At 74.7% G+C, this 13,482-nt stretch carries 11 protein-coding genes; all 11 read right to left on the reverse strand.

Going from position 1 to position 13,482, the window contains the following annotated elements; all coding sequences use genetic code 11:
• Positions 1-4: 4 nt before the first annotated feature.
• A complete protein-coding gene (locus ACI3EY_RS04585) occupies positions 5-730 on the reverse strand; it encodes a hypothetical protein (RefSeq protein WP_405039563.1) in 726 nt (241 codons plus the stop codon).
• Positions 731-739: 9 nt separating this feature from the next.
• Complete coding sequence (locus ACI3EY_RS04590) at positions 740-1,648, reverse strand: hypothetical protein (RefSeq protein ID WP_405039564.1); 909 nt, start codon at positions 1,646-1,648, stop codon at positions 740-742.
• Between the two features lie 60 nt (positions 1,649-1,708).
• Positions 1,709-2,653: an FHA domain-containing protein gene (locus ACI3EY_RS04595; RefSeq protein ID WP_405039565.1), complete on the reverse strand. Its 945-nt coding sequence runs from the start codon at positions 2,651-2,653 to the stop codon at positions 1,709-1,711.
• Entirely contained in the window at positions 2,653-3,939 is a 1,287-nt protein-coding gene (locus ACI3EY_RS04600; RefSeq protein ID WP_405039566.1) for a hypothetical protein, read from the reverse strand. The genes ACI3EY_RS04595 and ACI3EY_RS04600 overlap by 1 nt, the downstream gene beginning before the upstream one ends.
• Entirely contained in the window at positions 3,932-5,038 is a 1,107-nt protein-coding gene (locus ACI3EY_RS04605) for a PP2C family protein-serine/threonine phosphatase (RefSeq protein WP_405039567.1), read from the reverse strand. The genes ACI3EY_RS04600 and ACI3EY_RS04605 overlap by 8 nt, the downstream gene beginning before the upstream one ends.
• Positions 5,035-7,392: a serine/threonine-protein kinase gene (locus tag ACI3EY_RS04610; protein WP_405039568.1), complete on the reverse strand. Its 2,358-nt coding sequence runs from the start codon at positions 7,390-7,392 to the stop codon at positions 5,035-5,037. Before ACI3EY_RS04610 ends, ACI3EY_RS04605 begins: the two co-directional genes overlap by 4 nt.
• Positions 7,389-8,561 (reverse strand): hypothetical protein, encoded by a 1,173-nt coding sequence (locus ACI3EY_RS04615; protein WP_405039569.1) that lies wholly within the window; start codon positions 8,559-8,561, stop codon positions 7,389-7,391. Before ACI3EY_RS04615 ends, ACI3EY_RS04610 begins: the two co-directional genes overlap by 4 nt.
• Positions 8,558-10,096 (reverse strand): hypothetical protein, encoded by a 1,539-nt coding sequence (locus tag ACI3EY_RS04620; RefSeq protein ID WP_405039570.1) that lies wholly within the window; start codon positions 10,094-10,096, stop codon positions 8,558-8,560. Before ACI3EY_RS04620 ends, ACI3EY_RS04615 begins: the two co-directional genes overlap by 4 nt.
• 34 nt (positions 10,097-10,130) lie before the next feature.
• Complete coding sequence (locus tag ACI3EY_RS04625) at positions 10,131-11,159, reverse strand: hypothetical protein (RefSeq protein ID WP_405039571.1); 1,029 nt, start codon at positions 11,157-11,159, stop codon at positions 10,131-10,133.
• 143 nt (positions 11,160-11,302) lie between these two features.
• Positions 11,303-12,889, reverse strand: coding sequence for an AAA family ATPase (locus ACI3EY_RS04630; RefSeq protein WP_405039572.1), 1,587 nt, complete (start codon positions 12,887-12,889; stop codon positions 11,303-11,305).
• Positions 12,886-13,482, reverse strand: coding sequence for a hypothetical protein (locus tag ACI3EY_RS04635; protein WP_405039573.1), 597 nt, complete (start codon positions 13,480-13,482; stop codon positions 12,886-12,888). Before ACI3EY_RS04635 ends, ACI3EY_RS04630 begins: the two co-directional genes overlap by 4 nt.

Raw genomic sequence — 13,482 nt, forward strand, 5'->3', positions numbered from 1 at the left:
GGCCTCAGCGGCGCGTGTCGTCTTCGGGGCGCTGGTAGGGGGACTCGGGACCGGGGTAGCTGGGGCCCGCGTCGTGCCGCTGCGGGTATGCCTGTCCCTGGTAGCCGGCCTGCTCCGGGGAGGCGTGGGCGCCGTAGCCACCCTGGCCCGGGTAGCCGCCGCCCCCGACCGGAGCCTGCTGCGCGCGCCGGTCCCGGCCGCGTCCGACCAGCCACATGATGAGACCGATCACGGTCAGCAGCACCAGCGGGATGAGGGCCAGCACGCCGAGCGCGGCCACCCCGATGCCGATGATGGCGCTGCTGCTGATGTTGGGGCTGAGCGACGGCGAGCCACCCTCGCAGGCGAAGGTGTGCTCCCCGGAGGTGGTCGCGGCGTACGAGCCGACGATGGTCACGTCGGTGCCGCTCTCGGCGCCCATCTGGCTGTCCGTGGAGAGCTGCTCCTGGGTGCCGTCAGGCGTGCTGACGGTGCAGCTGGCCGCGTCGCCGCCGCTGGCCTCGTCGACCACGAAGCGGGAGTCGCCCTCCTCCATGGCGACGGTGGCCTCACCGTTCTCGAAGGTGCTGGTGTCGTTGGTGACGTCGTTGTAGAGGCTGGCCCCCTGGAACGCGCCCCACGCGACGACGGCTCCGGTGATCAACGAGAGCACCAGCCCGATGATGAACATCCACTTGCCGGCCGTGGTCAGTCCGCTGCGCCGTACCGGCTGCTGGTTCCCGAAGCTCATGCGACCAGCCTAACCGGCGTCGCCGCGGTCCCCGGGAGGACGAGCGCGCCGGTCGTCGGTGTCGGTATGGCTGCCGGTGTCGGCCGCGTCAGCGGTGCCGGTCCCGTCGGCGCCGCTCTCGTCGTCGTCGTCGAAGACCAGCGCCCCGGAGCGCACCAGCTCCTCGATCTGCTCCGGCGACATCGCCTCCAGCTCCTCCGGGCTCAGCTCGACGTACTCGTCGTCGCTGCCCTCGGGTCCGGAGGTGGACTCCTCCTCCCACCACTCGTCGGCGCCCTCCTCGGGCGGCACGGCGTCGTCCAGGACCTCGTCGTCCTCCTCGCCTGCCCGGCGCACGAAGAACACCAGGATCGCCCCGATGAGCACCATGGACAGGCCGGCGAACGAGCCGATGGTGCCCAGCGCCAGCCCGCCGAGACGGGCGAGCGCGGAGACCGGGCTCACCTCGGGGGCGACGACGACGCCGAGGCCCTCGCAGTCGATCCGGTGCTCGCCGGACTGCTCGGCGGCGAAGTCGCCGACGACCTGGAACCGGGCGAGGGCGGTGTCGATCCCGACCCGGCGGTCCTGCGAGGCGAGGTCGGCGAAGGGCAGCTCGCCCCCCGGCCCGGTGATGGTGCAGCTGATCTGGTCGACCGGGGTGGGGACGGTCTCACCGGGCGCCACCAGCCCGCCGGTGACGTAGAGCGTGCGCTCCTCACCCTCGGACAGGGTGATGGTGGCGGTGCCGTCCAGCAGCTCTGCCGAGTTGGTCTGCAGGTGGTCCAGCAGCGAACGGGTGGCCCAGCCGGCGATCAGGGTGACGACCAGGGACACCACCGCGAGCAGTGCACCGAGGCGCAGCAGGTGGCGCCCGGAGCGGCGCAGCCGGGCGCGGCCGGTCCGGGAGGGGTCCGGTGTGCCGGGGTCGGGGGACATGGGGACGACTCTAGGCGGCGGGTCGTGGCTGACGCCGGGTACGGCACGCCGCCGACGTCCTCACCCTTCGCCGCGGCGCTCGGACTCGGTGGCCTGGCGCAGCACCAGCCGGGTCCAGGCGCCGACGTAGATCCGGTCGTCCCGGTCGATCTCGACCCGTTGCCCAGGGGTCAGGGCCACGGTCGGCAGCGGCTCGCCGACGACTCCGACGAAGGTGCCGTTGCTGCTGCCCAGGTCCTCGATCCACCAGCGCCGCCCGTCGCTGGTCAGCTGGGCGTGCCGGCGGGACACGGCGCTGTCGGCGCCGGCGTCCACGTCCGGTCGTCCGCCCAGACTGCCGGACGGGCGACCGACGACGACCACGTTGCGGCGCACGGTGACGACGTCGGGCACCCCGGCGCTGGGGCACGCCTCCTCGGTCTGCTGCACGGCATACCAGTCCGGGTCGATCCAGACCTCCACCACCCAGGTGTCGGCCAGGTCGCGCGACGGCGGGGTATGCCGCGGCCGGGGGTGCGCGGCGGCCGCCGCCGGTTCCGGTGCCGGTCGGGATTCTGGTTCCGGTTCTGGTTCCGGTTTCGGTTCTGGTGCTGATTCCGGGTCCGGTACGGGCTGCGGTTCCGGGTCGACGTCGGGCTGGACCTCGGGTGGAGGTTCCACCTCGACCTCGACCTCAGGTTCCGCAGCCACCGCCGGCTCTGGCTCTGGTTCGGGCTCTGGTTCGGGCTCCGGCTCGGCCCCCATCGGCAGGGCACCGGTGGTGAAGTCGTACCCGCAGGCCTCGCAGAACAGTGCGTCCGCCAGGTTGACCGCCCCGCAGTGCGGGCAGTCCAGGGTCGCGACCGCCGGTCCCAGGTCCAGCAGGGACGCCCCGGAGGCCTCCGAGGGAGTGCTCGCGCCCTCCGGACCGTCTCCGGACGGCCCCGGCGCGGCACCGATCGGCGACCCGCAGGTGTCGCAGTAGTCGCTCGCCTCGCTGTCGTGGCCCTCGGGACAGGTCGCCATCAGCTGGGCCGCACCCGGGTCGTCTTCGTCGAGGCGGTGTCCAGCTCCATCTCGTCCAGCTTGTCGACGTGGCGGCGCAGCTGCACCCGCCCGGTCGCGGCGTCCTGGATGTCGACCACCCGGGCCAGCCGCGAGGTGGCACCGGCGTCCCCGGTCTCCTGCGCCAGCTGCACGGCGCGGCCCAGCCGCGAGGTGGCGGTGGCGTCGTCGCCCAGCGACTTGGCCCGCAGCCCCTCCTGGATCGCCGAGGCCAGCTCGGTCTGCCCCGTGTAGTGCGCGACCTCAGGGCTGATCTGCGCGGTGAGCCCGCTGTCACCCGACCAGGCCGCCTTCACCAGCCCCTGGGTGCGCACCTCGCCGCCGACGACCAGCTGGACCCGGGCGGCCAGCTGCTCCTGGCCCAGCGCCTTGGGGGCCAGCCGGACCGCCACGTGGTAGTCCCGCGTCTCGTCCCCCCAGGCCCCGGTGTCGTAGCCGCCGGTGAGGGCGTTGACCTCGGTCCGCCGCGCGGACAGGTCCTCCAGGGTGGGGCTGACCTGCTTGACGAAGAGCACCTCGGCCCCCTGCGGCGCCCAGACCCGCAGCTCGGTCCCGCTCACCCCCTTGCCCATCGACGACTGCATCAGCGCCGCGAAGTCCTCGCTCAGCCCGTCCCAGGTGCGGATCAGCTCGACGCCACCCATCAGCGCCTCCGCGATCCGGCGCACCTCGGCCACCTGCCACGCGGCACCCAGCCCGCGGCAGTCGGCCTGGAACCGGCCCCGCACCTGCTCGATCGCCCAGCTCAGCTCCTGCGGGGTCTCGTGCTGGTTGGCCCCGTCGGTGAGCAGGATGGCGTGCCGCTTGGACAGCGCCGGCACGGTCCCGAACAGCTGTGCCGCGGCCAGCAGCCACCGGCCCATGGCGGTGCCACCCCCGGGCACCAGCCGCTGCAGCGACCGCTTGGCCTCCAGCCGCGTCTGCGGCGACATCTGCGCCATCGCGGCGGCCGTCGTGCTGGGGTAGCACAGGGCCGCCTCGTGGTTCCCGGCGACGATGGCGAACCACACGCCGTCGACGATCTGGTCGAGCGCGGCCGACGCGGCATACGCCGCCGCCTGCACGCCCTGCACGTCCATCGAGCCGGAGACGTCGACGATGATGATCTCCCCGGCCTCGCCGGAGGCGCTGCTCATCGGGGCCACGGTCCCGGCCCCGGTGCAGGTGACCGAGACGATGCCGTGCACGTCCGTGCCGCCGTCGGGCAGGAACTCGTTCTGGTGGACCCTCGACGTGAACTCAGACATGTCGTCCATCCTGCCTGGTGCCCTCCACCCGGGCGAGGGCGACCGTCACGTTGTCGATGCCGCCCCGCCCGTTGGCCCAGGCGACCAGCGCCTCCGCCAGCGGCAACGGCTGCTGCCCGGTGCGGGACAGCTCCGTGCGCAGCACCCGCTCCAGGTCGGACGCCTCGGAGGCGTAGTTCCACAGCCCGTCGCTGCACAGCACCACCCAGCCGGGAGTCCCGACCTCCTGCACGGTGACCGCCGGGCGGTGGTCGGGTGCGTCCGGGCCCAGCCACCGGGTGATCGTGTGCCCCAACGGACCGGTCTCGGCCTCGACCCGGCTCATCCCGGCCCGGATCTGCTCCTCCGCCATCGAGTCGTCGGTGGTCAGCAGCACGCCGGGGCCCTCGTCGGGGAACCAGTACGCCCGGCTGTCGCCCACCGAGCCGACCGTCAGCACGCCTTCCTCCAGCACCCCGGCCACGAACGTGCAGGACGGTGCCCCGTCGGGGACCTGCCGGCCGACCTCGGACACGGCGGCCGACCCGGCCGCGGCGGCCCGCGCCAGCCGGTCCCGGGCAGGGGTCGAACGGTCGGCCAGCTCCCGGACCGCCGCCGCGGCCGCCGCCAGGCTCGCCTCGCCGGAGCGCGGGGCGCTGGAGACGCCGTCGCAGACCACCAGGGCCGCCTCGCCGGGGGAGCCCATGTCGGCCAGCACCGCCAGCGAGTCCTGGTTCTCGGTATGCCGCACCCCCCGGTCGCAGACCCCGGCCGCGTGCGGGGCGGGCGCCTCGCTGTAGTGGTCCCGCGGGTCGGGCCGGCGCTCGCCGCAGCGGGTGCACCAGCCGTCCTCGTCGAAGGCGCCGCCGCAGGCCGCGCAGGTGCCGTGGTCGAGAGGTGCGTCCTCGCTCTGCTCGGTGACCGGCGGCAGGTCGCCGTCCAGCACCAGCATCGGCTCCGGCAGCGGGGGCGGGCCCTCGCTGAACGGCTCGGCCTCCTGCGCCTCGTGCTCCGGGGTCGTGGTCTCCGGCTCCGTGGTCTCCCGCTCCGTGACCTCCTGCTCCGCGGTCTGCTGCTCCGCGACCTCCGGATCCTCGGGGCGGCCGTTGCTCTCGCTCATATCCAGCTCCAGGGACGGACCGCGTTGGCACGGTCGATGAACCGGGCCCGCTCCTGCGGGTCCGGGGTGTAGTCGGCCAGCACCCGGTACTCCCGCTCCAGCGCTCGCCGGAGGGCCTCCCGGGTCACCGGCACCTCGCCGAGCCGCCAGTCCGGCTGCTCACCGTGCGCGGTCACCTGCTGCAGCGCCTGCTCGTAGAGGGTGGCGCTGAACTGTGCCCGCTGCCGGGGGTCCAGGGTCAGCCGGCGCACCGAGTGCACCGCCTCGCGCAGGTCGGCCAGGCTGCCACGGCCGCGCAGCAGCTCGGCCCGCAGCCACCGGGCCCGCGGGTGGGCCCGGCTGCTCGGCGGCACCGAGTCCAGGGCGTCGATCGCCCCCGGGACGTCGTCCCGACCCAGCCGGACCCGGTGCAGCCCGAAGGCGGCGGGCGCGACATACCCGGCGTCGGTGCGCCAGGCCCGCTGGTAGTCCAGCTCGGCGGCCCGGCTGTAGCCGCCCAGCTCGGTGGACAGGGCCAGCGCCAGCCGGGGAGCGACCTCCCCGGGCAGTGCGTCCCGGACGGCCGCGAAGTGTCCTGCCGCCTCCTGCGCCAGGGTCGCGGCCTGCTCGCCCTCCGCCTGGGACAGGCCCCACAGGCCCCGCACCCAGGAGGCGCGCCAGTCCCACGGGTCGTGACCCAGCAGCCCGCGCACCGCGTCGTCGACCCAGGGGCGCTGTCCCACCCGGATGCCGGCCCGGGCCCGCGCCAGGTGCACCTCGGGCGTCTGCTCGGGTGCCGCGCGCAACGCGTCGAAGGTGGACTGCGGGTCGGCGGCGGAGTGCCCGGCGATCCAGTCCAGCATCGGGTCGGTGTCGTCCCGCTTGAGCTCGGGCAGCTCCCACCACGCGAGCGTCTCGCCGGTGGACAGCGGCGGCTCGAAGGCGGCGCTCTGGGCGGACATGGTGGCCGGGCCGCCGGTGCCCTGCGCCGCCACCACCTGGCGCAGCACCCCGATCATCTGGCTGCGCAGCTCCTCCACCGTGAGGAACCGGTCGTTGGGGTCGGGGGCGCAGCAACGGGCGACCAGCCGGTAGAAGGCGTCGTGCTCGGTGAACGCCGGGATCTGCGACATCGGCGGCAGCGAGTGCTCGTACTCGCTCTGGTAGCCGCGGAACTCGAAGGTGAGCACGCACAGCGTCCGGCCGATGGTGTAGATGTCGGAGGCGATCGAGGGCCCGACCTCGGCGACCTCCGGTGCCTGGTAGCCGACGGTGCCGTAGATGGGGGAGTTCAGGTCGTCCTGGCGGCGCACCCCACCGAGGTCGATGAGCTTGACCCCGTCCCGCTCGTGGATCAGGTTGTCCGGCTTGAAGTCGCAGTAGAGCAGGCCCAGGTCGTGCAGGTGGCCGAAGGCCGGCAGCGTCTCGATGACGTAGGCGAGGGCCTGGTCCACGGGGAAGGGGGTGTAGCCCCGGGCCTCGCGCATCCGGTCCTGCAGCAGCTGCTTCAGCGAGCGGCCACCGACGTACTCCATCACCGTGTAGGCGTCGCCCTCGTGCTGCACCACGTTGTAGATCTCGACGATCAGCGGGTGCTTCACCTGCGCCAGGAACTGCTGCTCGGCGACCGCGGCCTCCAGGGCGTCGTCGTCACCGGTGTTCAGCAGGCCCTTGAGCACCACCCACCGGTGCGAGACGTTGCGGTCCCGGCCCAGGTAGATCCAGCCCATGCCGCCGTGCGCGAGCGCCCCGACCACCTCGTACTGCCCCGCGACCAGGTCACCGGGGGCCAGCTTCGGGGTGAACGAGTAGGGGGCCCGGCACTGCGGGCAGAACCCCTGCTGACGGCCCTGGGACTCACCCGCGCCGCGGCCCACCCGCGCACCGCAGGCCGGGCAGGAGCGCCGGTCCTCCGGGACCGCCGGGTCGGTCAGCACCTTCTCGGCCGGGTCGCTCAGCGGGATGTCGGGGACGTCGGTGAGGCCGAGCCCCAGCCGCGACCGGCGACCGGCGTCGGCACGGCGCCGTCGCACCGTCGCCGCCCGCACCGCCTGCCTGGTCTGGCCGGGGGCGGGGGTGGCGACCATGTGGGCGGAGCCCGCAGCGGCGTCACCGGAGCCGTCCCCGTCAAGCGCACCGGAGGAGGCGGGCGCACCGGACGTGTCGGATCCACCGGTGCCCGCCTGTCCGTCCTGCCTGTCGTTCCCGTCCGGTCGCGACCGCGAGGACGCGGCGGCGTCGGTCCCGTCGGCACTCTCGGAGGGGTCCAACGGGGTCGCGGCCACCGGGGACTGGGTCGGCTCGGGGGAGCCGCAGACGTTGCACCACCCGTCCTCGTAGGCGCCGGTGCACCCGGGCTCCAGGCAGGCGGTCATGAGGGCGCTCCCATCGTCCGGAGGAAGGTCTCCTGCGCCTGGACGAGGGCCTCCAGGCGGGTCAGGTCGGTCGGGGTGGCCGCGAGCAGGGCCTGCGTCTGGCGGACCAGGCCGGACATCGCGACGGCGGCAGGGTCGTCGGGGTCGTCGGGATCTCCGTCGTCCCCGTCACCCGCCGGTCCGGTCAGCCGGTCACGGACCGCGGCGGCGCGCTCGGCGAGGTCGTCACGCCGGGCGAGCGCGGCGGCATACTCCCCGTGCGCCATCGTCAGCGCCCGCTCCACCCGCTCCAGCCGGGTCAGGTATGCCGTCAGCTCCTCCGGGTCCCCCGGCACCGCACCGAGGGCGGCGGCGTCGGGGACGGCCAGGGTGGGTGCCGGACGCACCTGGGCGCGGGTCCGTCCGGCGAGGGCCCGGACGGCCTGCCCGCGGGCGGTGAGCTCGGCGACCTCGCGGGTCGCCTGCGCATGGTCGGCCTTGGCGTGGGCGCGCGCGGAGGCGGCCACGATGAGGTCACGTTCGACGGTCGCGGCCTGGGACTCCAGGGGCCCGAGCAGGCCACCGACGTCGGCGCCGCGGCGGGCCCGCTCGGTGACGTCCTCCAGCCGCTGGTCCAGGGACGCGTGCGCGGCGGCGGCCGACGCGTTGCGCGAGCCCGGGACCAGCCGCACCTGGTCGGCGATCCGCTCCACCTGTTGACGCAACGACCGCAGGCGTCCCGCCAGGTCGGGGTCGGCGCCGTCCAGGCGCAGCCGGGACCGCAGCGAGGAGGCCAGCGAGTCCGAGAGCCGGCACGCCTCGGGCAGCGACACCGCCAGCGACTGGGTGCCGCGCGAGCCCGGCTGCTCGAGGGTGCCCCAGACCAGGGTGGTGATCCGGCGACGTTCGCTCTCGCCGACCCGGCCGCTGTCCCAGGTGGCGGTGATCAGCGACAACCGGTCCGCGACCCCCTGCCAGAGCGTCATCGACAGCGTCACGTCGGGGGTGACCGCGGCCCGCTCGCCGGGGTCCTGGAGCTCCAGGGCCGCCTGGTCCAGGGCTGCCAGCTCGGTGCGCCGACGGTCCTTCCAGTGCAGCATGGCGTCCAGGTAGCGCAGCAGCTCGGTGTCCGGCACGTCCGAGCCCAGCGAGCCGGGTGCCGCCGGTGCGACGGCGTAGGTGCTGCTCATGTGGTCCTCCTCTGTCGGCGTAGCCACTCCCCGCCCAGACCGACCAGCGGCAGCGCGACGGCGGCCAGTGCCGCCGCCCAGCGCATCCCCGTGTCGCTCCGGTCCTGGGCGGTCGCCAGCAGGGCCGTCCGGGCCTCGTCGGCGCGCTGCTCGGTCTCGGCCAGCGCCTCCTCGCCGCTGTCGACGACGGCCAGCGCGGCCTCGGTGACCTGCTCGTTCCCACCCTCCTCCAGCACCTGGCCGAGCGTGCTGCGAGCCGCGGCCAGCTCCTCGGTGCCGGGCGGCAGGCGGTCGTTCTCCTCCCAGTAGCCGGGGGAGCGGTCAGAGGGCAGCTCGTAGGACTGCAGGGCCCGCAGCCCGACGACGACCTCCAGATCCCGGCCCACCTGGGTGCGCACGTCGTCCGCCTGGTCCACGGCCTCGGTGCGGCGCTCCGACTGCTCGGCGAAGGCCGCGTCGAACCGGGGGTCGGTCGCCAGCACCAGGCCGGCCGGGACCAGGGCGAGCAGGGTGAGCACGGCCGCCACCCACGAGCTCCCGAGGGCCAGCACCAGGGCGGCCAGGGCGAGCAGGACGGCGGCACCCCAGAGCAGCACGGTGCCCGCAACGGAGGACGGCAGGGCGGCGACGTCCTCGGTGACCCGGCTCTGGGGGACCGCGTAGCTGGTCATCGACCTGGCCTCCTGCCAGGCCGTGGCGGCGCGCACCGGGGTGTCGCCCGCCCCGTCCAGCAGGACGTCGGCGTGCTCCTCCAGGCGCTCGACGTAGTAGTCCGCGAGGTCCGGGTGGAGGTCGGCGGCCTCCTGGATCAGCGTGACCGAGGGCAGGTCGCCGTCGCCGTCGGCGGGCAGGTCCTGCCCTGCCAGGGCCAGCAGGACCTCCCGGTCCAGCGCCAGGGCCGAGCGGTAGAGCAGCTCCCGGGCCTCCTCGCGGCTGGTGACGCTGCTGACCTCCTCCGTCGCGGGGGTGGCACTGGTGGCGGCGGTGCCGCCGATCAGGGCGGCGGAGGCCAACCCGAGCAGCACCAGGACCGGGACGGCCCGGGGGACCCGCTCGTCGGCGGCGGCCCGGGCGCCGGCCAGCAGGGCGCGCGCGCCGCTGCTGGCCGTGTCCCGGCCGGCGCCCTTGTCGCCCTTCCTGCCCTTGCCGCCCTTCCCGGCCGACCGGCCGCCGGTAGGCCGTACCCGCGGCACCTCGTGCGCCCGCCCGAGCCGCTGCGCCTGCTGGCGCAGCCGCCGTTCGGTGCGCTGCAGCTGCCGCTCGGCGTCGTCGATCTCGCGCTGGCGCCGGGCCAGGATGCGCTCGGCCTCCTCGCGCTCCTGCTCCAGCCGTTCCTGGGACTTCTCCCGCTGCCGGGCGACCTCCTCGGCGTGCCTGGCCCGCTGCCGGGCCACCTCCTGGGCGTGCCTGGCCCGCTGCCGCTCCAGCTCGGCCTGCTGCTCGCGCAGCTGCTCCGCCGTGGTGTCCTCGACGTCGGGCCGGTCCTCGCCGAGCACCAGCATCGGCTGCTCGTCGTCCCCCGGACGTTCGCTCATCGTTCCCCCTCCTGGATGGTGGTGCCCGCTGCCCTCATCGGTAGTCCCGCAGCCGCTGGGACACCCCGGCCCAGGCCAGCCAGGCCCCGGCCAGCCCGAGCAGCAGCGCCATCCCCGAGGTGATCACGGCCGGCGCGCTCACCTCGCCGGCGACGCGACCGACGCGGTCGGCGAACATCGCGTCCAGCTCCTCCCGGACGGTGTCGAAGTCCTGCTGGCTTGCCGCTACCGCCTCCGGGTCGGCGGTGGTCGCGGACACCCGGTCCCAGGCCTGCGTCAGGTCGTCGTCGTCGAGGCGTTCGAGCGTCGTGGTGGCGGTGCCGGCGGCGGCGTCCCAGTTCTCGCCCACACCCAGGGCCTGGGCCTGCTGGGCCTGCCGGGCCTGGTAGACGGTCTGCAGGGCCTGGGCGGTGTCGGTGGTCCCGGTGACCCGCTGGTCGTAGTCGAGGGGCAGCGCCGAGGGGTTCACCGAGAGGTAGGTCAGGCCGCCGGTGATCAGGGTGGCCGCCAGCAGCGGCACGTTGAGGATGCGCCGCGTCCGCAGCGCCAGCCGGACGAGCAGCGCGGCCAGCACCAGGGTCCCCAGGGTGCCGACGATCGCGGTGAGCATCGACCGGGACCCGGTCAGCAGGTCGTCGGCGTGCCGCTCGGCGACCACGTCGCTCTGGGCGGCGGCGGCACGCGCCAGCGCGGAGGACGGCGCGTAGAGCTGGTCGGAGGCTGATCCCTCCTCGGCGACCACGGCCACGGCACGTTCGGCGCCCAGCACCGCGGCGCTCCAGTCGGACGCGGCGTCGCCGGAGGGGTCGCCCATCCTGCCCAGGTCCCGGCTCGCCTGGCCGACCGCGGCGTCGTAGGCCTCCACGTCCTGCTGCGGGTCGTCGGCCGCCAGCCGGGTGGCGGCCAGCAGGTCCGCCTCGGCGACCCGCACCCCGGCCTGCTCGGCCGCCGTCCACTCACCCGCGATGACGTTCGGCGTGGCGTTGATGCCCCCGGTGGAGAAGGTGCCGGTGGCGGCGACCCCGGTGAGCAGCGCCGCCGCGGCCGCCGCGGCGCGGGCCACCCGCAGGAACCGTGGGGTGGAGGTCGTGGTGGACGTCGCCTGCGAGGTCGTGGTCGCCGTCGCCTTCGATGTCGTGGCAGGGGTCGTGGCCGAGGTCGTGGTGCTCGGTCCCGGAGCACCGGTGGGCTGCTGACCGGGGGTCCTCACGGTGGGTCCTCCGACGGCGTGTCGGCGCCGGTCCCGGGCTCGTCCGGGCCGGTGGCGAGGTCCACGGCGTCGCGGTCCTCGAAGTCCTGGCGCTGCAGGGTCATCAGGTCGCTCACCTCGGCGTCCTCGACGTCCCGCAGCCGCCACGCGTGCCGGCCGATGGCCGCCTCGAGCATGTTCCGGGCGAACCGTCCGTTGCCGAAGCTGGGCCCGCGCGGGGTGGCGGCCAGGATCTCCCGGAACCGTTCCTGGGCGTCGACGGAGACGTCGTAGTCCATCTGCCCGGCCAGGTGGGCCTGGATCGCGGACAGCTCGGTGTCGGTGTAGTCCTCGAACTCGATGATGGTGCGGAAGCGGCTCTCCAGCCCGGGGTTGGTGGCGACGAACTCCGCCATCGGCTGCGGGTAGCCGGCCACGATGACCACCAGGTCCTCGCGGTGGTCCTCCATCTCCTTGACCAGGGTGTCGATGGCCTCCTTGCCGTACTGGTCGCCGCCCAGGCTGTAGGCCTCGTCGATGAAGAGCACGCCGCCGTGGGCGCTGGCCATCACCTCCGCGGTCTTGGCCGCGGTCTGCCCCAGGTACCCGGCGACCAGCTCGCTGCGGTCGACCTCGACCAGCTGGCCCTTGGACAGCAGCCCGAGGGCACGGTAGATGGCGCCGACCAGCCGGGCGACCGTCGTCTTGCCGGTGCCCGGGTTGCCGACGAAGACCAGGTGCCGGGTCAGCGTCGCGATCTTGAGGCCCGCCTCCTGCCGCCGGGCATCCATCTTGAGGACGGCGACCTGACGGTGGATCTCGGCCTTCACCCGGTCCAGCCCGATGAGCTCGTCGAGCTCGGCCAGCAGCTCCTCGACGGAACGCTCCGGCTCCTGCTCGACCGCCTCGTCCACCTCGTCAGCGGTCGCCTCAGCCTCCGCACCGGCGGGCGTCGCCGGTGGTTGCCCACCGACCCCACCGGGCGTCGCCGGTGGTTGCCCACCGACCCCACCGGGCGTCGCCGGTGGTTGCCCCAGCATCTGCCGGACCCGGTCCGACTGCTCCTGCGCGCGCCGCAGCAGGTCCCCGGACCACAGCTCCAGCCCCTCCGGGGTCCGCGGCAGGCCGTGACCGCCCGCCCCGGGCAGTGCCCCCGACGCCTCGCCGGGCGGGGTGAGACCGGACGTCGCCGTCCCCGGGCCGTGCGCGGACGCCACCCCGGCGGCGGCCAGCTGGGCCCGGGCCACCGAGGTGGCCCTGCCGACGCTCACCTGGCCGGCACCGGGCATCGTGCAGGCCGCGGTGGCCACGTCGGCCAGCGCCTGCGCGTAACCGGCGGCCCGGGTGCTCCGCTCGGCGACCAGGGTGGACAGCAGCGGGGTCGGGATCGAGGCATACCGGCGCCCCTTGGGGACCGCGCCGAAGAAGTCGCTGGCGGGTCGGTCGAAGGCACTCGCCCACACGGTATGCGCGCTGCTCGGCCCGGGCTGCTCCAGCACGGCCGCCGCCAGGTGCTGCCCCTCGGCGCGCACCCCCTGCTCGTCCAGACCCGCCTCCCGCCCGACCCGCGCCAGCAGGTCGACCGCGTCGCTCAGCTCACTCATCCGTTCCCTCCCTGCGGTGGTGCCAACGGGGCGACCCCGCTCTCCGGTTCTGCCTCGGGGACCGGTGCGTGGTCCTCCTCCGAGAGCCGCAACGACCCCCCGGCCCCGGCGGAGCCGAACTTCTCGGCGATGAACCGCCCCTGGGCCACCAGCTCCTGCGCGTCCTGCCGGTAGACCGCGTCGAAGACCCGGTCCATGGTGAGCCCCAGCAGGTCCAGCTGGTCCACCAGCACCATCAGCGACGTCTTCGCGCCGTCGACCGGGCGGGTGTCGGCATACCGCCGGGGCAGGCGCTGGTAGGACCCGACGGCCTCCGGCAGGTAGTCCGTGGCGGTGGCCACCACCGTGTAGCCGAGGTCGCTGCCGCTCACCTTCTCCAGCCGGGGCACGGTGTCCCGGACGGTGCCGATGATCCGGTTGCCGCGGGCGACCACCACCGAGGGCAGCGCCGCGGAGGTGAGCAGTGCCTCGGTCGCGTCCAGCGCGGCATACACGTCCTGGGCGGTGGGCGGCGGCGGCAGGGTCAGCCGGTCCTCGCCCGGACCGTCGGGGGAGCGCCCGAGCATCCGGTCCAGCAGGGCGGAGAACGCCAT

Origin of the sequence: Serinicoccus shuyuelongi, assembly GCF_045032955.1 — a bacterium.
Classification (GTDB): Bacteria; Actinomycetota; Actinomycetes; order Actinomycetales; family Dermatophilaceae; genus Ornithinicoccus.

Coding starts and splice junctions, on each gene's coding strand:
- ACI3EY_RS04595 (WP_405039565.1), bottom strand. CDS start 2,653: ATGGCGACCTGTCCCGAGGGCCACGACAGCGAGGCGAGCGACTACTGC.
- ACI3EY_RS04615 (WP_405039569.1), bottom strand. CDS start 8,561: ATGAGCAGCACCTACGCCGTCGCACCGGCGGCACCCGGCTCGCTGGGC.
- ACI3EY_RS04635 (WP_405039573.1), bottom strand. CDS start 13,482: ATGGCGTTCTCCGCCCTGCTGGACCGGATGCTCGGGCGCTCCCCCGAC.
- ACI3EY_RS04620 (WP_405039570.1), bottom strand. CDS start 10,096: ATGAGCGAACGTCCGGGGGACGACGAGCAGCCGATGCTGGTGCTCGGC.
- ACI3EY_RS04590 (WP_405039564.1), bottom strand. CDS start 1,648: ATGTCCCCCGACCCCGGCACACCGGACCCCTCCCGGACCGGCCGCGCC.
- ACI3EY_RS04585 (WP_405039563.1), bottom strand. CDS start 730: ATGAGCTTCGGGAACCAGCAGCCGGTACGGCGCAGCGGACTGACCACG.
- ACI3EY_RS04610 (WP_405039568.1), bottom strand. CDS start 7,392: ATGACCGCCTGCCTGGAGCCCGGGTGCACCGGCGCCTACGAGGACGGG.
- ACI3EY_RS04600 (WP_405039566.1), bottom strand. CDS start 3,939: ATGTCTGAGTTCACGTCGAGGGTCCACCAGAACGAGTTCCTGCCCGAC.
- ACI3EY_RS04630 (WP_405039572.1), bottom strand. CDS start 12,889: ATGAGTGAGCTGAGCGACGCGGTCGACCTGCTGGCGCGGGTCGGGCGG.
- ACI3EY_RS04605 (WP_405039567.1), bottom strand. CDS start 5,038: ATGAGCGAGAGCAACGGCCGCCCCGAGGATCCGGAGGTCGCGGAGCAG.